Annotated in this window: 23 protein-coding genes; 13 read left to right on the forward strand and 10 right to left on the reverse strand. The window is 46.2% G+C overall.

Translation table 11 applies throughout. From position 1 onward, the window contains the following. The first annotated feature begins 77 nt into the window (after positions 1-77). The 3 genes from I5M19_RS04790 to I5M19_RS04800 all read left to right on the forward strand — a co-directional run bounded on the left by I5M19_RS04790 (position 78) and on the right by I5M19_RS04800 (position 2168). The gene (locus tag I5M19_RS04790) at positions 78-833 is read left to right on the forward strand and encodes a helix-turn-helix domain-containing protein (RefSeq protein WP_200064655.1); all 756 of its coding nucleotides are present in this window, start codon (positions 78-80) and stop codon (positions 831-833) included. 16 nt (positions 834-849) lie between these two features. Beyond that, positions 850-1686, forward strand: coding sequence for a hypothetical protein (locus I5M19_RS04795; RefSeq protein WP_200064658.1), 837 nt, complete (start codon positions 850-852; stop codon positions 1684-1686). A gap of 170 nt (positions 1687-1856) precedes the next feature. After that, positions 1857-2168, forward strand: coding sequence for a hypothetical protein (locus I5M19_RS04800; RefSeq protein ID WP_200064660.1), 312 nt, complete (start codon positions 1857-1859; stop codon positions 2166-2168). A gap of 357 nt (positions 2169-2525) precedes the next feature. Here I5M19_RS04800 and porT read toward each other — a convergent pair whose 3' ends face one another. The 4 genes from porT to I5M19_RS04820 form a co-directional block, all read right to left on the reverse strand. Beyond that, positions 2526-3263, reverse strand: coding sequence for a type IX secretion/gliding motility protein PorT/SprT (porT, locus tag I5M19_RS04805; RefSeq protein WP_200064665.1), 738 nt, complete (start codon positions 3261-3263; stop codon positions 2526-2528). Continuing rightward, positions 3260-3991 (reverse strand): bifunctional demethylmenaquinone methyltransferase/2-methoxy-6-polyprenyl-1,4-benzoquinol methylase UbiE, encoded by a 732-nt coding sequence (gene ubiE, locus I5M19_RS04810; protein ID WP_200064667.1) that lies wholly within the window; start codon positions 3989-3991, stop codon positions 3260-3262. The genes porT and ubiE overlap by 4 nt, the downstream gene beginning before the upstream one ends. A 468-nt stretch (positions 3992-4459) precedes the next feature. Next, the gene (locus I5M19_RS04815; protein WP_200064670.1) at positions 4460-4642 is read right to left on the reverse strand and encodes a hypothetical protein; all 183 of its coding nucleotides are present in this window, start codon (positions 4640-4642) and stop codon (positions 4460-4462) included. Between the two features lie 650 nt (positions 4643-5292). After that, a complete protein-coding gene (locus I5M19_RS04820) occupies positions 5293-6426 on the reverse strand; it encodes an acyltransferase family protein (protein WP_200064672.1) in 1134 nt (377 codons plus the stop codon). Between the two features lie 205 nt (positions 6427-6631). Here I5M19_RS04820 and I5M19_RS04825 point away from each other — a divergent pair, with 205 nt between their 5' ends. The 3 genes from I5M19_RS04825 (at position 6632) to I5M19_RS04835 (ending at position 8187) form a co-directional block, all read left to right on the forward strand. Beyond that, complete coding sequence (locus I5M19_RS04825) at positions 6632-6904, forward strand: hypothetical protein (protein WP_200064675.1); 273 nt, start codon at positions 6632-6634, stop codon at positions 6902-6904. Next, a complete protein-coding gene (locus tag I5M19_RS04830; protein WP_200064678.1) occupies positions 6901-7662 on the forward strand; it encodes an MBL fold metallo-hydrolase in 762 nt (253 codons plus the stop codon). Before I5M19_RS04825 ends, I5M19_RS04830 begins: the two co-directional genes overlap by 4 nt. A gap of 99 nt (positions 7663-7761) precedes the next feature. Next, positions 7762-8187, forward strand: a complete 426-nt coding sequence (locus I5M19_RS04835; protein WP_200064681.1) for a BLUF domain-containing protein — start codon at positions 7762-7764, stop codon at positions 8185-8187. Positions 8188-8191: 4 nt separating this feature from the next. On the opposite strand, the gene I5M19_RS04840 is transcribed toward I5M19_RS04835, so the two are convergent. Then, positions 8192-8677, reverse strand: a complete 486-nt coding sequence (locus I5M19_RS04840) for a hypothetical protein (RefSeq protein WP_200064684.1) — start codon at positions 8675-8677, stop codon at positions 8192-8194. Between the two features lie 155 nt (positions 8678-8832). On the opposite strand from I5M19_RS04840, the gene I5M19_RS04845 reads away from it, so the two are divergent. From I5M19_RS04845 to I5M19_RS04855, 3 genes are read left to right on the forward strand one after another with little or no spacing between them, the layout of a single operon-like run. Next, entirely contained in the window at positions 8833-10116 is a 1284-nt protein-coding gene (locus I5M19_RS04845; RefSeq protein WP_200064687.1) for an alkaline phosphatase family protein, read from the forward strand. A 4-nt stretch (positions 10117-10120) separates the two neighbouring features. Beyond that, a complete protein-coding gene (locus tag I5M19_RS04850) occupies positions 10121-10534 on the forward strand; it encodes a DoxX family protein (RefSeq protein ID WP_200064690.1) in 414 nt (137 codons plus the stop codon). 10 nt (positions 10535-10544) lie between these two features. Then, complete coding sequence (locus tag I5M19_RS04855) at positions 10545-11054, forward strand: hypothetical protein (RefSeq protein WP_200064693.1); 510 nt, start codon at positions 10545-10547, stop codon at positions 11052-11054. Positions 11055-11817: 763 nt separating this feature from the next. On the opposite strand, the gene I5M19_RS04860 is transcribed toward I5M19_RS04855, so the two are convergent. Further along, positions 11818-12030, reverse strand: a complete 213-nt coding sequence (locus tag I5M19_RS04860; protein WP_200064696.1) for a hypothetical protein — start codon at positions 12028-12030, stop codon at positions 11818-11820. Between the two features lie 343 nt (positions 12031-12373). Here I5M19_RS04860 and I5M19_RS04865 point away from each other — a divergent pair, with 343 nt between their 5' ends. Further along, positions 12374-13384 (forward strand): ATP-binding cassette domain-containing protein, encoded by a 1011-nt coding sequence (locus tag I5M19_RS04865; RefSeq protein ID WP_200064699.1) that lies wholly within the window; start codon positions 12374-12376, stop codon positions 13382-13384. A gap of 11 nt (positions 13385-13395) precedes the next feature. Here the strand turns inward: I5M19_RS04865 and I5M19_RS04870 are convergent, their stop codons facing one another. The 4 genes from I5M19_RS04870 to I5M19_RS04885 form a co-directional block, all read right to left on the reverse strand. Next, entirely contained in the window at positions 13396-13617 is a 222-nt protein-coding gene (locus I5M19_RS04870; protein ID WP_200064702.1) for a hypothetical protein, read from the reverse strand. 50 nt (positions 13618-13667) lie between these two features. Next, complete coding sequence (locus I5M19_RS04875; RefSeq protein WP_200064705.1) at positions 13668-13940, reverse strand: hypothetical protein; 273 nt, start codon at positions 13938-13940, stop codon at positions 13668-13670. Between the two features lie 1106 nt (positions 13941-15046). After that, positions 15047-15727 carry a LolA family protein gene (locus tag I5M19_RS04880; protein WP_200064708.1) on the reverse strand — a complete coding sequence of 227 codons (681 nt, stop codon included), beginning with the start codon at positions 15725-15727 and terminating at the stop codon, positions 15047-15049. An 83-nt stretch (positions 15728-15810) separates the two neighbouring features. Continuing rightward, on the reverse strand, positions 15811-18366 hold the full coding sequence (locus tag I5M19_RS04885; RefSeq protein ID WP_200064719.1) for a DNA translocase FtsK: 2556 nt from the start codon (positions 18364-18366) through the stop codon (positions 15811-15813). Between the two features lie 83 nt (positions 18367-18449). Here I5M19_RS04885 and I5M19_RS04890 point away from each other — a divergent pair, with 83 nt between their 5' ends. From I5M19_RS04890 to I5M19_RS04900, 3 genes are all read left to right on the forward strand, one after another. Continuing rightward, positions 18450-19097 (forward strand): ankyrin repeat domain-containing protein, encoded by a 648-nt coding sequence (locus tag I5M19_RS04890; RefSeq protein WP_200064721.1) that lies wholly within the window; start codon positions 18450-18452, stop codon positions 19095-19097. Positions 19098-19212: 115 nt separating this feature from the next. Continuing rightward, positions 19213-19746, forward strand: coding sequence for a DUF4199 domain-containing protein (locus I5M19_RS04895; protein ID WP_200064723.1), 534 nt, complete (start codon positions 19213-19215; stop codon positions 19744-19746). A 25-nt stretch (positions 19747-19771) separates the two neighbouring features. Beyond that, positions 19772-20176 (forward strand): VOC family protein, encoded by a 405-nt coding sequence (locus tag I5M19_RS04900; protein WP_200064726.1) that lies wholly within the window; start codon positions 19772-19774, stop codon positions 20174-20176. The last annotated feature ends 16 nt before the right edge of the window (positions 20177-20192 follow it).

The following is a 20192-nucleotide window of genomic DNA, read 5'->3' on the forward strand; positions in this document are numbered from 1 at the left end:
GACACTAAACACCGGCACCAATCTCCCGCACTAAACACTCACTCCGGCACTAAAATCCGGCACTAAAACCCAACCACATGAACAGTTATTTACTCACCGCACAATTACGCAGGGCGCGCAGGCGTTACCGGCTGTCGGCAGTCGCGCAGGCATTATACTACGAACTGGTAGCTATAGCCAACGACGACGCATGGCCGGATACGTTCAACTGCTCGAACGCGGAGTTGTTTAACGCCATTGGAGTTACCGAAAATACGCTGATACATGCCCGGTTGGAGCTGATACAATGCGGCCTCATCGGTTACAAAAGCAATAAAAGCAAACGCACCTTTAGCGAGTACCGGCTGTTGTTAAGCACCGCATCACCCTCAAAATTTGATGCCAAAGCTGATGCTTATCCTGCTGCTGATGTTGCTGCTGATACTGCTGACTATAATAAACTAAAACCTAAACCTAAACTAAAAAAAGAAGTAGTAGCAGTAGTGGTAAATACAGTTATTAGTTATGCTGATGCTTTACGGTTTTTTACAGCTACCCGTAACCACCATTTGCTTCGCGATAAATTTGGTTTGGATGATGACGGACTGGCCGCGTTTTTTAAAACATTTTACGACAGCAAGGTAGATTTTGGCGAGCTTGACGGTAAAACCCTTACCGATATAGGCAAAAACTTCTACTACTGGCTGCCTAAACATCTGGCGGCGCAGCCATCGGCACCAAACAAAAAAGGTTGCGTTAAAAAACAAAATAATTATCAACCCAAAACCGCACAACAACCCCTGCGTGGCGTGGCTGCGGCCATGCAGTTTGCCGAGGTGCAAATGCGCGAATAAGTAACCCCCGTTTTTTATGGATACCGATAATGTAAACACCAACCTGCCGGCTGCTGCTAACAATCCGGCGACACTTATTGCCCGTGAGCCGGGTATTGGCTGGGGCGATGTGCCCAAACGCCTTGTTTTTGAGGTAATAGTAATGAGCCTTGCCAAAGCCTTTGCCGACCTCAACATGCGCGACATCACCAAACACGACCGCGAATACATGGTTAACGAACTTACGGACAACATCATCCGCCGTTACCCCGGCATCCGCCTCAGCGAAATCCCCGATGCTATTGCCCTGGGCATAAGGGGTGAGTTCGGGGAGTATTACGGCCTCAGCGTGGTGAGTATTGAGCGGTTTATAAAGATGTACCTGCTGTCGGAGAGACGGTTACGCGCCGTAAAGGAACTGCCTGCGCCAACACCGCCGCCTGCTGCCAAGCCCGATGTGCGCACGCGTTTTATCACCGCTCGCGGTAACGCCCTCACCGCGCTGGAGCGTAAACGCGCAGGCCGAGATATTGGAGTGATGGCCACCACTGTGTACAATTTTTTGAACCAACTGCAGCTCATCAGCTTTACTGCCGATGAAAAGTACGACATGCTTACCGAGGCTACTCAACAGCTCATCAGCGAGTTACAGCTAAAACTAATGACTTCGCCGCCATACGAGCGCATTGCCCACAAACGCGACATAGCCGCCTACCGCGATGCCCTCAACGGCACCCCGCTGGATGGCCGGCTGCACCTGCTGGTGGTAAACGCCTCTAAAAAACTCGCCCTTGATGCCTGCCTCGCCGATATTTTAATGGATGAAGTTGATTTAGAGGAACTGATAAATAACAGGGAAGGGTTGTTTGAATAAAAATGCCCATCCTGCCATCCTGAACTTGTTTCCCACGCCCTGTCATTGTGAACTTGTTTTCCCCTCCCTGTCATCCTGAACTTGTTTCAGGATCTCACAGGGTATGTTTACCGCCTTGCACGTGAGGTGCTGAAATAAATTCAGCATGACTCGCACGTGTAATTCCCCTCTTGAGAGGGGTTAGGGGTGTGTTATTACAGTTCGACTACTGTTCCTGGCCGCAGAGGCCCATTACTTTTGAGGTACCAAAAGTAACAAAAGTACTTTTCAGCAGAAAGGCTTCTTTGCCGCACAGGGCCTTTACCCGGCAGGGCATACGGCACCACGGGCTGCAAAATCTTGCTCCACTTCGTTCGCGCTGTGGCCATGCTTCAGCAAGTATTGCTATGCCCTGCCTGCCCGCATGGCCAATATGTGCCGTCTGCCCTCCGTCCGAAGCTGTTCTGCTGAAGGGGAAGGAAAGAAAAAAAGGAAAAAAGTAAGTTAAGTACTATCTCAACATAACCGACAAAATGCGGCATTTGGAATGGGCGGAAGCACAGGCTTTGCCTAAGCATTAACTTTAACAGCCCATTGCACAGCCGCGAGTTTTCTTTGGTTACTTTCTTTTGCGGAAAAAGAAAGTAACATCCACAGGCTTCACAATAAACTCTGCCCATTCCTAAGGACTACTAATAAATAGCGAATATTGTACAAAGCTTAAGATTTCTCCCTACCGTTCGAAATGACAAAAACGCCCGTCATCCTGAACTTGTTTCAGGATCTCACGGGATATGTTTATCACCTTGCATATGAGGTGCTGACATAAATACCAGCATGACGTTAGCGTGGGTAAGCTTTTACTCAAACCGTAAGCTGAACATCAGTGTGCGCAGATACAACTTGCTGATGGGGGATGAATAGGGTTGATTTTCGGGCACAAGCATATTGCCGAAGGAGTTGCTCAGGGTAACCTCGGGCGATAGCTTAAAGTATTCAAAGTAAATATCGAACCCGAAACCAACCTCGTACGAGGCATAACTGCGCACGTTTTTTACCGTACGCTCGGTAAGGGCCAGGTTTTCCTCTTCTTTTTTTCGACCTATAGCGGCAGATAGCTTTACCCCGCCCAGCAGGTATGCCCGCAGGTTGCCCAACCTGTCGGATTTTAGCTTCATGGTAAACGGTACATCAACCGTAGTGGTTTGTACCTGCTTTTCGGTAGGTTCGTCGGTATTTTGATAGGTATAAGTAAGGGAGCGGTCGGCAAATACCAGCGCGGGCGTGGTGCGTACCTCCAGGTGGTCGGTAATGCGGTAGCGGGTTATAAAGCCCACGGCAAAACCGGGTAATGTTTTAGAGCTGATAGTGTTAAGCGAATCGGTTACGTAAACGTTATCCTCGGTATCAAAAAACGGATCGCGCCAATCGGGTTTCTTTACAATTTTAAAGGTACTGCCCACGTAGGAGAAGCTGAACCCAAAGCTGAGATCTTCCTGATCGGCCCCGCCACCCCATGCCGGTACTAACTGCTGTGCCCATGCAAAATTGCCGCAAGCCATTAATAGCATGATGATGATGTACCGGGTTTTTATCATTTAACGCCTGTATAGATGGAACAAATACCAAACGCCAGCGGACGGTTTTTGGTATGCTTAAAGCCTGCCTTATCCATAAGGGCCACAAAGTTTTTGCCATCCGGAAAGGCCTCTACCGATTCGGGCAGGTAGCTGTACGCCCTGGCATCTTTTGAAAAAAGCTTGCCAATACCGGGCGTAATGTAGTTAAAGTAGAATTTATATAACTGCTTTACCGGGAACACCTTAGGTTTCGAAAACTCCAGCACTACGGCCTTGCCACCCGGTTTAAGCACACGATGGATATCGGCCAGGCCGCTTTCCAGGTTCTCAAAATTGCGCACCCCATAGGCAACGGTAACGGCATCAAACTCATCCGCCCCGAAAGGCAGTTTCTCCGAGTCGCCAAGTTTTACCTCGAATTTATCGCTCAGGTTACGTTTGGTGATTTTTTGCTCCGCGATGTTCAACATCCCCTGCGAAATATCAACCCCGATTATTTTTTTTGGTTTCAGGATAGATAATGCCTCGAAAGCGAAGTCGCCGGTGCCGGTGGCCACATCCAGTATTAGCTGCGGTTTATCCTTTTTTAACTCGTTAATGGCTTTTTTACGCCAGATGATATCGATACCTAACGACATGAAGTGGTTCAGGAAATCGTACGTTTTAGAGATATTGTTGAACATATCGGCCACCTGCTCTTTTTTGGTGCCCTGCTGATGCTCATAAGGTGTTACTACTTTGCTCATGGATGGTGTTATGCCGCAAAGATAATGATTTTAACCGCACCCTAATCCCCCGGGATGGATAGAGCAACATAAACAACCCGTTATCCTGAACTTGTTTCAGGATCTCACAGGGTATGTTTATCACTATGCACATGAGTTGCTGAAATAAATTCAGCATGACCGTAAGCAGGGTAAAAAAAACATTTGTCATATTGAGCGACAGCGAAATATCTTATACAAGCGAGATAGCCAGCGTTTAAGATTTCTCACTACCGTTCGAAATGACATACCTTCTGTCATCCTGAACTTGTTTCAGGATCCCACGGGGTGATCTTGCACATGAGGTGCTGAAATAAATTCAGCATGACTGGTTGGATATGTTATTACAGTTCGACTACTGCTCCTGGCCGCAGAGGCCAATTACTTTTGAGGTACCAAAAGTAACAAAAGATCAATTCAGCAGAGAGGCTTCTTTGCCGCACGGGGCCTTTACCCGGCAGGGCATATGGCACCACGGGCTGCAAAATCTTGCTCCACTACGTTCGCGCTGTGGCCATATGCTTCAGCAAGTATTGCTATGCCCTGCCTGCCCGCGTGGCCATCATGTGCCGTCTGTCCTCCGTCCGAAGCTGTTCTGCTGAAGGGAAAAGGAAAAAAGAAAAAATCAAGCACAAGTACTACTTACCATAAACTGACAAAAAGCGCAGGGAAAGTCAGAGCGGGCGGGACAGGGAGTATGGCCCTCGCGGGTGGAAGCATTCGCTCTGACTAGCCTTTTCTTTTGGTTCGTTTTCTTTGTGGCAATGACAAAGAAAATGAACATCCACAGGCTCCACAATAAAACTCTGCCCATTCCTAAAGAGCACTAATTACAAGTGAGATAGCCATCGTTCAGGATTTCTCACTACCGTTAGAAATGACAAAACCGCCCTGTCATCCTAAACTTGTTTCAGGATCTCACACGGCATGTTCATCACCCTGCACATGAGGTGCTGAAATAAATTCAGTATGACCTTGGGGCGGACAGCGTTCAGGATTTCTCACTATCGTTCGAAATGACAAAACCGCCCTGTCATCCTGAACTTGTTTCAGGAACCCACGGGGTATGTTTATCACTATGCACATGAGGTGCTGAAATAAATTCAGCATGACCTTGGGGCGGACAGCGTTCAGGATTTCTCACTATCGTTCGAAATGACAGGCACAACCCGTCATCCTGAAATAAATTAAGCATGACTCGCACGCGTAATTCCCCTCTTGAGAGGGGCCAGGGGTGTGTTAATAGATTGATTGCTGGCTTTTTGCCTGCGCTGCATAATGGGCTACACCCGTATGTATATCTTGTTCTTATCCAATATTTTACCTACGCTCCAGCAGAGCAGCATAAAGCTGATGGCAAACAACAGCGAGCCTATCGGTCCCGGTACTATGGCCTGGTAAAAAACATCATTTATCCAACGGTAAAAGCTTTTGCCCCCTACGGTTACCATATAAAAAACAATTACCAGCAACTCCGACAGGATATAAATAGCCAGCGGATTTTTACCAACTGTGGTAAAAAACGACGTCCAGTTGGCGCCGTTCCATTTTTGTATCTCTACTACATACACCAGCGCGGCAATCAGTACCAGATCAATACCAACGGTGAGCATCACAAAAGAGCTTGTCCATAATTTTTTACCTATCGGGAAGGCCATGTTCCAGCAAAGCGCCACAAATATGAATACCGATCCCATCAACAGCAGTTTCGCTATCGATTCGTAGTTCTTCCCTTTTTCCTGTATGTATTTACCGGCAAAATAGCCGCATATTACGTTCACAATAGCAGGCAGGGTACTTAATATACCCTCGGGGTCAAAAGCCACACCCTCGCCGTGGTACAGGTGCGCATCGCCTAAAGCAAATTTATCCAGAAAAGTGCCAGCGTTGGTGAGCATGCCGTAAGGCGCATCGTGGTCGCCAAACAGGAGCAGCAGGGCCCAGTAACTAAATAACAATAATATGCTGATGATGATAATGGTTCGTTTAGATGAGATGAAGTAAATAATAAGTGAAGCAAACAGATAACACAGCCCTATGCGCTGTAAAACTCCCATTATACGGGTTTTTGCTATGGGCGATATACCCCAGCCCGCGCTGGTATGCACCACAAACGGGAACCAGTACATGAGGTAGCCCAATAAAAATATGATAGCGGCACGTTTAAATATGCGCCACACTACGGTGCCGGCAGCCAGTCCGTCGAATTTTTTCATCGAGAAACTCATGGCGTTACCTACGGCAAACAAAAAGGAGGGGAAAACAAGATCGGTAGGTGTAAACCCGAACCAGGCGGCATGTTCCAGCGGTGCAAATGCTGTGGCTCCGCTGCCCGGGGTGTTAACAATGATCATAAAGCAAATGGTCATCCCGCGAAATACATCAAGCGAAATGAATCTTTCCGATTTTGGGCTCATGCAATAATTGGCTTAATAAATTGATCAGGGGTAATAGTGTACAATATAGGGATTAAATAATTTAAATATCAAAGCCGGGCACAGTTTTTTTATAAACATCTTTTAGTTTTTAAAAAACTTTATAAAGTATTGCTAAAATGATTATTTAAAAATCTGACCTTACGAATACTTCATCTAACGGGTAATTATCCTATTTTTGAAACTGATGCTTACCATAACCAACCATACGCTTGAAAAACTTGAACTGCTTTTAAAAACAGCCGGGTACAAGGTGCGGTACGAGAAAGGTAATTTTAAAACCAACGCCTGCCTGCTGCAAAACAGCCGCGTGGTGGTGATCAACAAATTTGCCAACCTGGAGAGCCGTATTGCCGCCGTTGCCGGGCTGGCCCGTGAGCTGGATATTGATTATAAACTGCTTGATGAAAAACAGGCTGCATTTTTACACCAGATAAAACAAACCAAACTGCAGCTGTGACCATTACTTTTTTAGGAACCGGAACCTCGCAGGGCGTACCTGTAATTGCCTGCGAATGTGAAGTTTGCACCTCAACAGATGTGCATGACAAGCGCCTGCGCACCTCTGTTTTGATACAGAACGAAGATAAAACGGTAGTAATTGATTCGGGCCCCGATTTTAGGTACCAGATGCTGCGCGCCGGGGTGAAACACCTGGATGCCATTGTTTTTACGCATGAGCATAAAGACCACGTAGCCGGGATGGATGATATAAGGGCCTTTAATTTTAAACAGCAGGGGCCGGTTGATATTTATGCCGATACCCGTGTACAAAAGGCGCTGGTGCGCGAGTTCCCCTATATTTTTGATGATAAGGGTTACCCCGGCATACCGCAGATCAACCTGCATACCATTGCGCTGGAGCCTTTTGATATCGGGAGCCTGCGGTTTATCCCTATTGAGGTATTGCATTATAAGCTGCCGGTATTGGGTTTCCGCATTGGCGACTTTACTTATATTACGGATGCCAAAACGGTAACAGAAAAGGAAAAGCAAAAGATACGCGGATCGAAGATAGTGGTACTTAACGGCCTGCAGAAACAGAGCCACATTTCGCACTTTACTTTGGATGAGGCCATAGCCTTTGCGCAGGATATTGGCGCGCAAAAAACATACCTCACCCACATTAGTCACCGCCTGGGCAAACACGCTGATATATCGCCCGAACTGCCCGCCGGAATTGAACTGGCTTACGACGGGCTTACCCTCGATATATAAGATAGAGTTAAAAGATTTTCTTAATAACAAATAAATACGCTTTATTTGCATTATCTTAATAAGAATTTATCTTATTATTTTAATACTACATCTCTTAAAATGAAAACCATAGTTTATATAAGCACCGCGGTTACTTTACTTACCGATGATGTACTGCTGCACATTTTAACCGCCGCGCGCGATAATAACGCCAAACACCAGGTAACAGGCGTATTGCTTTATGCTGATGGTACATTTATACAGGCTTTAGAGGGCGAACCTGCCGATGTGGATGCCATATATGAGCTAATTGAGCAGGATAAAAAACACAGGAACATTATTAAGCTGATAGATGAGCCCCTCGCCGAAAGAAACTTTACCGACTGGAGGATGGGCTTTAGCTATATTAACAACAACGAAGCCGGAGAAATTATAGGTTACCTTAAACCCGATGATGCCCTGCCTTTAAGATCGGATGCTTATAACCCGGCGGTAAGCATCATCAAAACCTTTATCGAGAATAATAATATCCTGATAAGCGCGTAGGGGGTTAATAGAGCTCCACGTAGCTCACCCTGTCAATAGCGCCGCTAAAGGCATGCAGATGTCCCTTTTGGCGTATATCCACAATGCCCCGTATGGTCATGCTGCGGTTATTAAGTTTTACATAGTTGCCGTTATCGTACTCGAACAACCCTGTGCGTTTGCCTGCAAGCTGCAGGGGGCAGTCCTGCGAAAAGTTTACCCAAAGCGCGTGGCTGTTATTGTGCGAGGTAAACAAACTATCGTTAACCAAAGCCGAAAGGTGTTTGCCCTCGGTGTATTTACCGCTTACTTCCACATACTGCTTATCGTAAAACTTCAGGCTGTCAAGTAAATTGCTGAAACCCACTTTTTTGTAGGCAATGTTATCGTTACAATCACTGATGTACAATTTTTTACTGTTTTTACAGCCGTACAGCATTGCCGCAGCCATAAAAAAACCAAAAATTATACGTTTGCTGTTCATTACTTCAATCCCCGGGCATAAGGCCATTAAAACCAATCGGCCTCCGCGATTTAAATGTAGCAATTTACCCGCAGGCGCAACGTAACAATAGTATCATATAATACTCCGGTTGGTGTATCGCCATCGTAACAATTTACAATACCCTATTATTGGCGTAACCTTATTTGTATATTTTTGGAGCGATGAAACATCCCCTTAAAAAAATACTTAGCCTAAGCGTAATTGTTTTGCTGTGCTTAAATGCCTACAGCCAGCAATTGGTTGATACCACCCAGCAGGTGATAGCCGGGCGCAGCAACAGCGCCGCGCAACAGCAAAAGCCTTATGTCATCCTTATTTCGGCCGATGGTTTCCGGTACGATTACGCCAAAAAATACCATGCCGAAAATCTGCTGCGCCTCAGCAACGGTGGTGTAAGCGCGGCATCCATGGTGCCATCGTACCCGTCGGTTACGTTCCCCAACCATTATGCTATGGTTACGGGGCTTTATCCCTCGCACTCGGGTTTGGTGAACAATGGTTTTTACGACCGCGACCGTAAGGAGTTTTATAACATGGGTAACAAGGCCAAAGTTGCCGATGGCACCTGGTATGGCGGCACACCGCTATGGGTACTGGCCGAGCAGCAGCACATGGTATCGGCCAGTTTTTACTGGGTAGCATCAGAGGCTGCCATAAAAAACACCCGCCCAAGCTATTATTATATTTATAACGATAAGATAGACATCCATAACCGCATTGCGGCCGTGGTTAACTGGCTTAAACTACCGCCGGAGAAACGCCCGCATTTGATCACCTTTTACTTTCCGCAGGTTGACCATGCAGGGCATTTATACGGCCCGGACGCCCCCGAAACCGCGCATGAGGTGCATTATGTAGATTCGGCAGTGAATGAACTGTACAAAGCGGTTAAAACTACCGGGCTTGATGTGAACTTTGTTTTTGTGGCCGACCACGGCATGACCAAGGTTGATAAAGACCACCCCATAGGCATCCCCGCCGCTATTGATACCTCTAAATTCATTATCTCGGGCGATGGTATTTTAGTGGAACTGTACGCCAAAAACAAAAAATACATACAAAGTACTTACCGGGAACTGAAAAAGGAAGCAAAGGGTTATCAGGTTTATTTAAAGACCAATATGCCCGCCCATCTGCATTACGGCACTGCCGACGACTGGCACAACCGCTTAGGCGATATTATGCTCATCCCCGATTATCCTAAAGTGTTTAGCCTGTACAATAATAAGAGCATCCACCCCGGCTGGCACGGTTACGATCCTGCTATGGTGAAAGATATGCACGCCACATTTTTTGCCTGGGGCCCGGCTTTTAAAAAGAATATAAACATTCCGGCTTTCCCTAATGTTGATGTTTATAACATGATAAGCCGCCTGTTAGGCCTAAAAATAACCGGAAAGGTAGATGGAACTAACCACCTTGCCAACGAGATATTAAAAAATTAGAAACATGGTACACGCAAAAAAAGAGAACACCGCCTACCTGCTGGCCCGCCTGCCCATAGCGTTCAGCATGTTCGGGCACGGTTTGGTGCGCATGCCCAAACTGGCAACCTTTAGCGAACATGTGGTATCGCAGTTTGAAAAAACCATGCTGCCCGCTGCCTTAGTGGTACCCTACAGCTACGCGCTTTCGTTTTTTGAACTTGCCGTAGGTGTTTTACTGATACTTGGCCTGTTTACCCGTTTCGCCAATATTTTAGGTGTGGCGGTTATGGTGAGTTTAATATTTGGCTCGTGCCTGCTGGAGCAATGGCCCAATGTTTTTACGCAGATTGTATACGGAGCCTATTTCGCGTTATTATATTTGTATGCCGATTATGATAAATACTCGGTTGATTATTTAATATTCCGCAAAAAATAATATCCGTTAAATGAGGTTATGCCTGCTGTTACTCAGCTTTTTTATATGGCCATTTTTTAGTCGCGCGCAGGATACCCTACTGGTAAAAATGCAGGCCAACCGTTTAGCGGAGGCCACCTTTAAGGGCGATTATAACACCGTTATCGACCTTACCTATCCTAAGCTGATAGAGCTTTCGGGCGGTCGCGGCGCATTGCAAAAGCTGATCACCGAAAAGATGGCGGGTTTAAAAAAGCAGGGCATAGTTGAATTTAACGGCTCGGTAGGTTCGCCGGGTAAGTTTTTCAGGGCCGGCGATCAGCTGCATTGCCTTATTCCCGAGATGATCATCCTAAAATCGGTAACGGGCCATTATGTGGCGCACTCGTATCTTTTAGGAATTAGTAGCGATAACGGTAAAAGCTGGACCTTTTTAGATGTAGGCAACATGCCCGATAACGTTTTGCACCGCCTGCTCCCCAATTTCAACAAAGAACTCATCATCCCTGAATCTTCCAAACCGGAGTTTATACCGGATTAATACCCGTTCAGTTGGCACTCACCCCCAAAGTCATGCTGAATTTATTTCAGCACCTCACGTGCAGGGTTTTACTTGTGGGATCCTGAAACAAGTTCAGGATGACGGGGCGGTTTTGTCATTTCGAACGGTAGTGAGAAATCTTAGGCTTTGTACAATCTTCGCTATTTAGTAGTGCTCTTTAGGAATGGGCAGAGTTTTGTTATTACGCCTGTGGATGTTCATTTTCTTTGTCATTGCCACAAAGAAAACGAACCAAAAGAAAAGGCTAGTCAGAGCGAATGCTTCCACCCGCGAGGGCCATACTCCCTGTCCCGCCCGCTCTGACTTTCCCTGCGCTTTTTGTCAGTTTATGGTAAGTAGTACTTGTGCTTGATTTTTTCTTTTTTTCTTTTCCCCTTCAGCAGAACAGCTTCGGACGGAGGACAGACGGCACACGGTGGCGATGCGGGCTGCCAATGGCATAGCAATACTTGCTGAAGCATATGGCCACAGCGCGAACGAAGTAGAGCAAGATTTTGCAGCCCGTGGTGCCGTATGCCCTGCCGTGTAAAGGCCCTGTGCGGCAAAGAAGCCTATCTGCTGAAAAGTACTTTTGTTACTTTTGGTACCTCAAAAGTAATGGGCCTCTGCGGCCAGGAGCAGTAGTCGAACTGTAAAATACACCCCTGGCCCCTCTCAAGAGGGGAATTACACGTGCGAGTCATGCTGAATTTATTTCAGCATCACACATGCAAAAGCCCCTTTTCATTTTCCGCTATGGGGATTATTTCTTTTTAGCCGTTGCTACAATTACTATACCGCCAATTAATAATATACCACCCACGTATGGTGGCCATGCTACGGTGTGTTGCTTATCGGCAGATACCTGGATGGGACCGGCATCCACTACTTTTTCTTTTTTGGTATAGGTGAAACCCGTCCATATGAGCATGGCTGCGCCAATTACTATCAGTATTATTCCCAAAGTTCTGTTCATGGTAGTTTTAGTTTATAATATAAATTGTTTGATTTATAAGATAATGGTTTTTACCCCAAATTGTTTTAACGGGCAGCAAACCCGATAAACCTAAACCCGATAGCAGCGGATACCGGCCTGTGCCTAATACCTGCAGGCGTATAAGCGCATGGCGGAAAATAAAAGCACAAAAATACCACTCAATTTGCTTTACAAAACATATTTACCCGGTCAGTATTAACTATTATTAAAGCTTGAATTCATTTTCGATTTTTTTTGGCTGATCAGTTTTTATAGATTAGGTTTACGAGGATAAAACGGTTTTTTTTAAATATTCACCCCGATAAATAAAGTGCTGTAAAAAATGAATGATGAGTTGATATTGGAAACCATATCGGTTACCAAAAATTTTTTTGGCGATAAATCTTCCGGTGTTAATAACATTACCATTTTTATACCCAAGGGTAAAATTACCGCCATTGTTGGCGAAAGCGGCAGCGGTAAAACCACTCTGTTAAAGCTGCTTACGGGCACGCTACAGCCAGATTCGGGCGATGTGTTTTTTAAACAACAGCCCCTGCCGCCGCGCAGTACGGGCCTTACCGCGCAGCACGCCACCATAACTATGGTAACCCAGGATAACCACGATATGCAGATGGCGGCATCTGTTTGGGATAATGTTTGCAAAGGTTTGCCCACATCTGATGTTAACTACCAGTTGCAAAAGGCTACACAGGCCTTAAACCTGCTGGGTATTTACGACCTGCGCGAGCAGCCTTTTGGTAAGCTTAGCGGCGGCGAAAAGCAGCGCGTGGCCATTGCCAAGGCACTGATAAACCGTCCCGAGGTACTGATGCTTGACGAACCATTTAACCAGGTGGATGCTACCTACCGGGAGGGGCTGCAGCATGATATACGGCAAATTGTTAAGGAATGGGGCATTACGGTGGTGCTGGTATCGCATGATCCGGCGGAGCTGCTGTCAATGGCGGATGAGCTGATAGTGATAAAGGAGGGCGAGATAGTGGAGAATGCATCGCCCGAGGAGCTTTACCACTCGCCCAAGTTGCTGTACACCGCTAAAATGCTGGTGAGTTGTACCGAGCTAACACCCGCCGAGGCATTGGTATGTGGTATAAAAACCAAACGGGGCACGGTAGTGGTTTACGCCGAACACGTGCAAATTAAAAAAAGTATGGGCAAGGGCAAATGGCACGTAAAAAAGGTACTGTTTAAGGGCTTTTACGAAGAATTGGTGATTGAGCGCCGCGAGGTAGAATTACGGGTGATTAATTACAAGCTGCGCAAATACAAAAAGGGCAGTACCGTAAATATAAAAATTACCAAATATTACGAATTTGGTAAATGGCTGTAACAGCCGGCTTATTATATTTTAATTACACGGTTGTCTTTTCCGCGTTTGGCGGAATGGCCCGTATCAGGTTTAGGAATGTGTTTTACAATAGTTATCAGCGCGCTTGCCAATACACCTACAGCCAGCACCCCGAATTTTACAAAGGGTTTCATTACCTGTACTAAACTCTCGCCGTTTTGGCGGGTGGTTTCTGCCTTTCCGGTACCTATCTGTTTATTTTCGCGCTTTTCCATAATGCTTTGTTTGGTTTAATTCATAAGCAATAAGGGCGGCAAATTGTTTTTCAGGAGCAGCAATCGTCTGGTATCATCAGTTTATTTTTACGCTGATGAGGTTCGTGGTTATGCTTAGTGTGATGATATGAACTAAAATGCTTATAGCTGAATTTGTGTGAAAAATGCGAGAAAATCCTGCGTGCAGCAGTTGCTGTGGATGGATTTAGTTGCACTATCACCACAAAAAGAGTAACAAATATTATCGAATAAAAAGCAACGTTTTGCCAGGTATTGCCGACGCTGAAAATTTCGGCTGATAGCTGTGTAATATTGTGAAACATGTTTAATAGGTTTGGTAGATGTAAACTATTTCCGTTTTTTATACGGCTGCGAAACATTAAAGTTCAATATTAATACGTAAAACTTTTAAGAATGTTTTAAATATTCTCAAAAGTTTATCTTTTAATTAGAAATTAATGCAAAGAGCAGTAATGACGAGCTATACAGTCCGGGTTCAGGATCTCACAAGTATTGCATTGCATATGGGATGCTGAAATAACTAATGTATGACTTAAGGGAAAAAAAAGCGGCATACAAACCCGCCCTGTCATTCTGAACGATAGTGAAGAATCTTATACGTTCGAACAGCCAGCGTTCAGGATTTCTCACTATCGTTCGAAATGACAAAAACGCCCGTCATCCTGAACTTGTTTCAGGATCTCACAAGTATAGCCTTGCCCATGAGGTAAAGAAATACATTCAGCATGACTCGCACGTGTAATTCCCCTCTTGAGAGGGGCCGGGGGTGTGTTATTACAGTTCTATACTGCTCCTGGCCGCATAGGCCCATTACTTTTCTCTTGATAGAAAAGTAACAAAAGATCAATTCAGCAGAAAGGCTTCTTTGCCGCACAGGGCTTTTACCCGGCAGGGCATACGGCACCACGGGCTGCAAAATCTTGCTCCACTTCGTTCGCGCTGTGGCCTTATGCTTCGGCAAGTATTGCTATGCCCCTGCCTGCCCGCATCGCCACCGTGTGCCGTCTGCCCTCAGTCCGAAGCTGTTCTGCTGAAGGGGGGAATAAAAAAAGTTAAGTACTACTTACCAGGCCCGAATAAGAGCGCAGGGAAAGTCAGAGCGGGCGGGACAGGGAGTATGGCCCTCGCGGGTGGAAGCATTCGCTCTGACTAGCCTTTTCTTTTGGTTCGTTTTCTTTGTGGCAATGACAAAGAAAATGAACATCCACAGGCGTAACAATAAAACTCTGCCCATTCCTAAGGAGCACTACTAAATAGCGAAGATGTACAAAGCTTAAGATTTCTCACTATCGTTCGAAATGACATGATTTTTCGTCATCCTGAACTTGTTTCAGGACCCCACGAGGTATGTTTATCACTTTGCCCATGAGGTGCTGAAATAAATTCAGCATGAATGGTGGGGTGGCTTTTATCGTAAATCAACCACCTCCACACCCGGATGCGCGCTTTTATTATACGTAAAGGTAGCATCGGTAATTTTTACGTTAGGGGTAAAGCTGCGTAGTATATAGTTATAACGGCCGCCGTTCTTGTCAAATATTTGGGCGCTGTATAAGCGGTTGTGTGCTTTATCAACCATAAGGCGTACCTTAAAGTAGCTTCTGTTGGCATCCTCGGGGGTAAGGTCTATCACCTGATAAATTTTACCGCCTGCTTTTTGCTGCCCGGTGTACAGGTATTTAAAGCCATGCTCATACATGGTGAAAATCTGTGAAGGGTTAAACGCTTCGGCGCTGTTATCAGCATCGCTTAACTGCACCTCTCCGGCATCTTTAAGGTAGGTCCACTGGCTTTTACCATCACTGATGATCTCCTGGGCTACGGCTGTTTTTGATGCGGTGCCGCCTGCGTATAATACCACCCGGTATTTATTGGTTTTTGGGCGAACGATAAGCGTACCGCTCTGAGTTTGACTGATACCAGCCTGCTGATTATCTATTTTAAGCAAAAAATCTGTTTTTACAGATGAGTAGGCCTTATATTGGCGGCTAAGTTTATTTAAAATGGTTTTTGCCTGCGCATCTTTTTGTGCAAAGGCACTGGCCACGGTAGTAGCAGAAATAAGTATATAAAGCAGTATTTTTTTCATTCGTTTTGCGGGTTTGTTGGTCACCGTTAAATACATAACCATAACGGTTAGCAATAGTTTAGAGTGATTTTACATCCGTAGGTTTAATCGCGGGGTTTTTGCAGGTCTTCCAGGTGGCGCTCTAAGCTGTATTCATCCGGGAAAAGCACATCGCGCGCTTTGCTGCCCTCAAACGGTCCTACAATACCTGCCGCCTCCAGCTGATCGATGATACGCCCTGCACGGTTGTAACCCAGTTTCATTTTACGCTGAATAAGCGATGTTGACCCTTGCTGGTGCATCACAATAAGGCGCGCGGCATCCTCAAACATCGGGTCGCGGGGGCCATCATCAAAATCCTTTGAGCTGCTGGCCTCGCCTTCGCCCACATATTCAGGTAAAAGCATGGCGGTAGGATAAGCTTTTTGGCTGCCTATAAATTCCGAAACTTTTTCTACCTCAGGCGTATCTACAAAAGCGCATTGCAGGCGTATAAGATCGCTTCCGGTGGAGAGCAGCATATCACCCCGGCCGATCAACTGATCGGCACCGCCTGCATCCAGAATGGTACGTGAGTCGATTTTTGAAAGCACCCTGAATGCTAATCGCGACGGGAAGTTGGCCTTAATGGTACCCGTAATAATATTAACCGATGGCCTTTGTGTGGCAATAACCAAATGTATACCTACGGCACGCGCCAGTTGTGCAATACGGGCAATAGGCTGCTCCACTTCTTTACCGGCGGTCATCATCAGGTCGGCAAACTCATCAATCACCAGCACAATAAAGGGCAGGTAACGGTGCTTTTCGGGGTCGCTTATTTTGCGGTTAATAAATTTTTGGTTGTACTCCTTCAGGTTACGCACCTGTGCATCCTTCAGCAGATCGTACCGCTGATCCATTTCGATACACAGCGAGTTAAGCGTGTTGACCACCTTTTTGGTATCGGTGATAATGGCATCTTCCTCATCGGGTAGTTTGGCCAAAAAGTGCCTTTCAATTTTACGGAACAGGGTAAGCTCCACCTTTTTCGGGTCAACCAGTACAAACTTAAGTTCGGCAGGGTGTTTTTTATACAGCAGCGAAACCAATATGGCGTTGATACCTACTGATTTACCCTGCCCCGTAGCACCTGCTACCAGCAAGTGAGGCATCTTGGCCAGATCGGCAATAAACACCTCGTTTGATATGGTTTTACCCAGGGCAATAGGCAGATCCATTGTAGTGTTCTGATACTTTTCGGTAGCCAGAACCGACCGCATGGATACCATTTCGGGGTTCTGATTAGGTACCTCGATACCGATGGTTCCCTTACCTGGCATCGGCGCTATGATACGGATACCCAGGGCGGCCAAACTTAAGGCGATATCATCCTCCAGATTCTTGATCTTGGAGATACGCACCCCCGGCGCGGGTATAATTTCGTACAGGGTAACCGTTGGGCCAATGGTCGCTTTTATCTTATCAATCTCAATGTTGTAATGGTTAAGCGTTTCAACAATTTTGTTCTTGTTGGCTTCCAGTTCGTCGGAGTTAACCGATATTTTGTTGGAGCCGTAGTTCTCCAGCAAATCAAGCGGCGGATATTTATAGGAGGCGAGGTCCAGCTTATGGTCGTACGTGCCGAATTTATTCACCAGGTCTTTAGCCTTGTCATCGTCGCTTTTCTCAATATTCAGTTCCGGCAGGGGGCGGTTCGAGTCAATAGTAAGCGGCGGACCGCTCTCGGTTTCCGGTTCGGCTTCAGGGTCGGGCGTTAACACCAGCGGTTCATGAAAAACCGGGTTTTGTACCAGCGGCTGCTGCTTTATAGGCTCGGGCGGCACGGTTTTAACCGCGTTCTCTTTCAGCTGATTGTTACGCGGCCATTCAACCGGTTTAGAGGGTTCTTCGTCTATCAGTTCAACAGGCTCCGGCGCTACCTCATCAACTTCGGCCATGCCAGCCACTCGTTCCCTGCGCTGCGGTAATTTAAAATCGATATTATAGGCAATTATTAAAACGGTTAATGCGGCAAAGGCCAGTATACCGCCCGTGCCTGCCTCGCCAACCTGTATGGTTAAAAGTTTGTTGCTCCAATAGCCAAATTCGCCCTCTAAATAATGCGGATAATCAATAATAAACGCGTGGAAAAAACCTATGGCGACCGATATAAAAACAATACCAAAAAAGGTATAGGCCAGCATTTTACTTACCGAGTACAGCTTTACTTTGAATAGCAGGCGGAAACCGATGATAAAGAAAACAAAAACGAATAGGAACGAGGCGATACCAAACCACTCGAAAATGAACTGATTGGCCAGCAGTGCGCCGAATTTACCCAGCCAGTTATCTACCATAGGGTCTTTAACGCCGTTATCTAAAAGCTCCTTGGTGGTTTTAAACAGGTTGCCCCAGCCGCCGTTAGCTTTGGATACGTAGCTCTGATCCTGCTGCCAGGTAAACAGGTAGGAGGTAAAAGCGATGAGGAAAAAAAGCGAAAGTATCAGGAAAAACAGGCCCACAATTTTGATGAGGCGCCCGTCGCGCAGATCAAAAATCGGCCCTCTTTGGGGGCGTTCCTTAACAGGTTTTTCCTTCCCGCCTTTAACACCCGGCTTGCGCGGCTGTGTATCTTCCTTAAAACTATTTGTTCTGAACTGGTTTCCTCTGTTAGGCATCCTTGAATATTGCGCGTTTTAATGCAAATATAAAGTTATTAGATTAAACAGATATTTTTTAATTTTTTAGTAATATTGAATTAATGAATGTAGAGAAACTGGAAGAGTATATAGCGGCTGCCGACGTGGAAAACCTGAAGGCTTTATTAGCGGCTGAGCCTGAACTGGCTACCGCGAAAACCAGCCAAAATGTGTCGCCTTTAATGCTCTCCTGCTACTACCATAAACCCCAAATTACCGAGTTGCTGCTTAAATATGCCGATGATACCAATATGTTTGAGGCGGCCGCGGCAGGCAAGTTTGATACCGTAGCCCATTTACTATACACCCATCCCGATAGAATAGACGACCATGCAGAGGATGGCTTTACCGCTTTAGGCCTGGCCTGTTATTTCGGCCGGTTCGAGATCGCCCGTTTACTGGTGCTTAAAGGTGCCGATGTTAACCTGCCATCAAACAACGGCTTCAATGTTTATCCGCTGCACTCGGCAGTGGCCGGTAACCACACCGATATTGCCGAAATGCTGATAAGCAACGGTGCCAATGTTAATGTAAAGCAAACGGCGGGAGTTACGCCGCTGCACTCGGCCGCGCAAAACGGCAATACGGAATTATTGATAATGCTGCTGGAACATGGCGCGGAGGTAAACATACGAATGGAGGGCGGTAAACTGCCTGCCGACCTCGCCCGCGAAAAAGGTTTCGACGAAATTGCGGAGATACTGGTATAAGCTGCCTGCCAATTAAAGGATATAATTTTATCTTTATTTTAAAAATCACCCTAAAGTATGAGCATAAATATCATCCCTTACTGCAATTTTGAGGCGGTTTTTAAAGCATAAAGAAATGAAAAAAAATATTTGGGTCTGCGGACTTATCGGCGGCGTAATAGCTGCCTCGTGGGGCGTTTTAGGCGAAGGTGTGTTTAGCAATTTAAGCCTTAATACCAGTATGGCGCTTGGCTATGCAGCCATGGTACTGGCCTTCTCGCTCATTTTTGTAGCGGTAAAAAACTACCGGGATGATTACCACGGCGGCAGCATTAGCTTTGGCAGGGCGCTTACCATAGGGTTGCTGATAACCCTCATTGCATCTACCGTATATGTAATTATATGGATGATAGATTACAGCTACTTTATGCCCGGTTTTGCTGAAAAGTATCAGGCCCGGGCTATGGCCGAACTAAAGGCAAGCGGGGCAAGTGCCGCTGAGATAAAAAAGCAGGGCGATGAGATGGCCGCCATGATGGAAACATACAACGTGAGCCCTTTGTACAGGGTAATGTTCACCTACCTGGAGATTGTGCCGGTAGGGGTGGTAATGTCGTTGCTTGCGGCGCTTGTGCTTAAACGAAAAGATAGATCAACAGTAACCGTATAAATTATATAAACAGAACAACCCCAATATGAAAAAAGTAACAGGACTGGGCGGCGTGTTTTTTAAATGCGATGACCCTAAAGCGATGAACGAATGGTACGCCAGCAAACTGGGATTACCTACCAGCCAGTACGGAACCACTTTTGAGTGGCGGCATGGCGATGATCCGTCGAGAAAAGGATCAACCTCGTGGGCTACTTTCCCTAAGGACAGCAAATACTTCGACCCTTCGCCCAGCCCGTTCATGATCAACTACCGGGTGGCCGATCTGGCCGCGCTGGTAGAGGAACTCAAAAAGGATAACGTGGTGATTATTGATGAGATAGCGGAATATGATTACGGCAAATTCGTTCACGTGCTGGATCCGGAAGGCAACGTGGTAGAGCTTTGGGAACCGGTAGATGAAATTGACGAAGATAGTAAGGACGAATAAAAAATATTTTTTATTG

Origin of the sequence: Mucilaginibacter segetis (genome assembly GCF_016522075.1) — a bacterium.
In the GTDB taxonomy this organism is placed as follows: Bacteria; Bacteroidota; Bacteroidia; order Sphingobacteriales; family Sphingobacteriaceae; genus Mucilaginibacter; species Mucilaginibacter segetis.

Excerpts from the sequence above, each read along its gene's own strand:
- I5M19_RS04790 (WP_200064655.1), top strand. The coding sequence starts at position 78 with ATGAACAGTTATTTACTCACCGCACAATTACGCAGGGCGCGCAGGCGT.
- I5M19_RS04795 (WP_200064658.1), top strand. The coding sequence starts at position 850 with ATGGATACCGATAATGTAAACACCAACCTGCCGGCTGCTGCTAACAAT.
- porT (WP_200064665.1), bottom strand. The coding sequence starts at position 3,263 with ATGATAAAAACCCGGTACATCATCATCATGCTATTAATGGCTTGCGGC.
- ubiE (WP_200064667.1), bottom strand. The coding sequence starts at position 3,991 with ATGAGCAAAGTAGTAACACCTTATGAGCATCAGCAGGGCACCAAAAAA.
- I5M19_RS04820 (WP_200064672.1), bottom strand. The coding sequence starts at position 6,426 with ATGAGCCCAAAATCGGAAAGATTCATTTCGCTTGATGTATTTCGCGGG.
- I5M19_RS04825 (WP_200064675.1), top strand. The coding sequence starts at position 6,632 with ATGCTTACCATAACCAACCATACGCTTGAAAAACTTGAACTGCTTTTA.
- I5M19_RS04835 (WP_200064681.1), top strand. The coding sequence starts at position 7,762 with ATGAAAACCATAGTTTATATAAGCACCGCGGTTACTTTACTTACCGAT.
- I5M19_RS04840 (WP_200064684.1), bottom strand. The coding sequence starts at position 8,677 with ATGGCCTTATGCCCGGGGATTGAAGTAATGAACAGCAAACGTATAATT.
- I5M19_RS04845 (WP_200064687.1), top strand. The coding sequence starts at position 8,833 with ATGAAACATCCCCTTAAAAAAATACTTAGCCTAAGCGTAATTGTTTTG.
- I5M19_RS04850 (WP_200064690.1), top strand. The coding sequence starts at position 10,121 with ATGGTACACGCAAAAAAAGAGAACACCGCCTACCTGCTGGCCCGCCTG.
- I5M19_RS04855 (WP_200064693.1), top strand. The coding sequence starts at position 10,545 with ATGAGGTTATGCCTGCTGTTACTCAGCTTTTTTATATGGCCATTTTTT.
- I5M19_RS04860 (WP_200064696.1), bottom strand. The coding sequence starts at position 12,030 with ATGAACAGAACTTTGGGAATAATACTGATAGTAATTGGCGCAGCCATG.
- I5M19_RS04865 (WP_200064699.1), top strand. The coding sequence starts at position 12,374 with ATGAATGATGAGTTGATATTGGAAACCATATCGGTTACCAAAAATTTT.
- I5M19_RS04870 (WP_200064702.1), bottom strand. The coding sequence starts at position 13,617 with ATGGAAAAGCGCGAAAATAAACAGATAGGTACCGGAAAGGCAGAAACC.
- I5M19_RS04875 (WP_200064705.1), bottom strand. The coding sequence starts at position 13,940 with ATGTTTCACAATATTACACAGCTATCAGCCGAAATTTTCAGCGTCGGC.
- I5M19_RS04880 (WP_200064708.1), bottom strand. The coding sequence starts at position 15,727 with ATGAAAAAAATACTGCTTTATATACTTATTTCTGCTACTACCGTGGCC.
- I5M19_RS04885 (WP_200064719.1), bottom strand. The coding sequence starts at position 18,366 with ATGCCTAACAGAGGAAACCAGTTCAGAACAAATAGTTTTAAGGAAGAT.
- I5M19_RS04890 (WP_200064721.1), top strand. The coding sequence starts at position 18,450 with ATGAATGTAGAGAAACTGGAAGAGTATATAGCGGCTGCCGACGTGGAA.
- I5M19_RS04895 (WP_200064723.1), top strand. The coding sequence starts at position 19,213 with ATGAAAAAAAATATTTGGGTCTGCGGACTTATCGGCGGCGTAATAGCT.
- I5M19_RS04900 (WP_200064726.1), top strand. The coding sequence starts at position 19,772 with ATGAAAAAAGTAACAGGACTGGGCGGCGTGTTTTTTAAATGCGATGAC.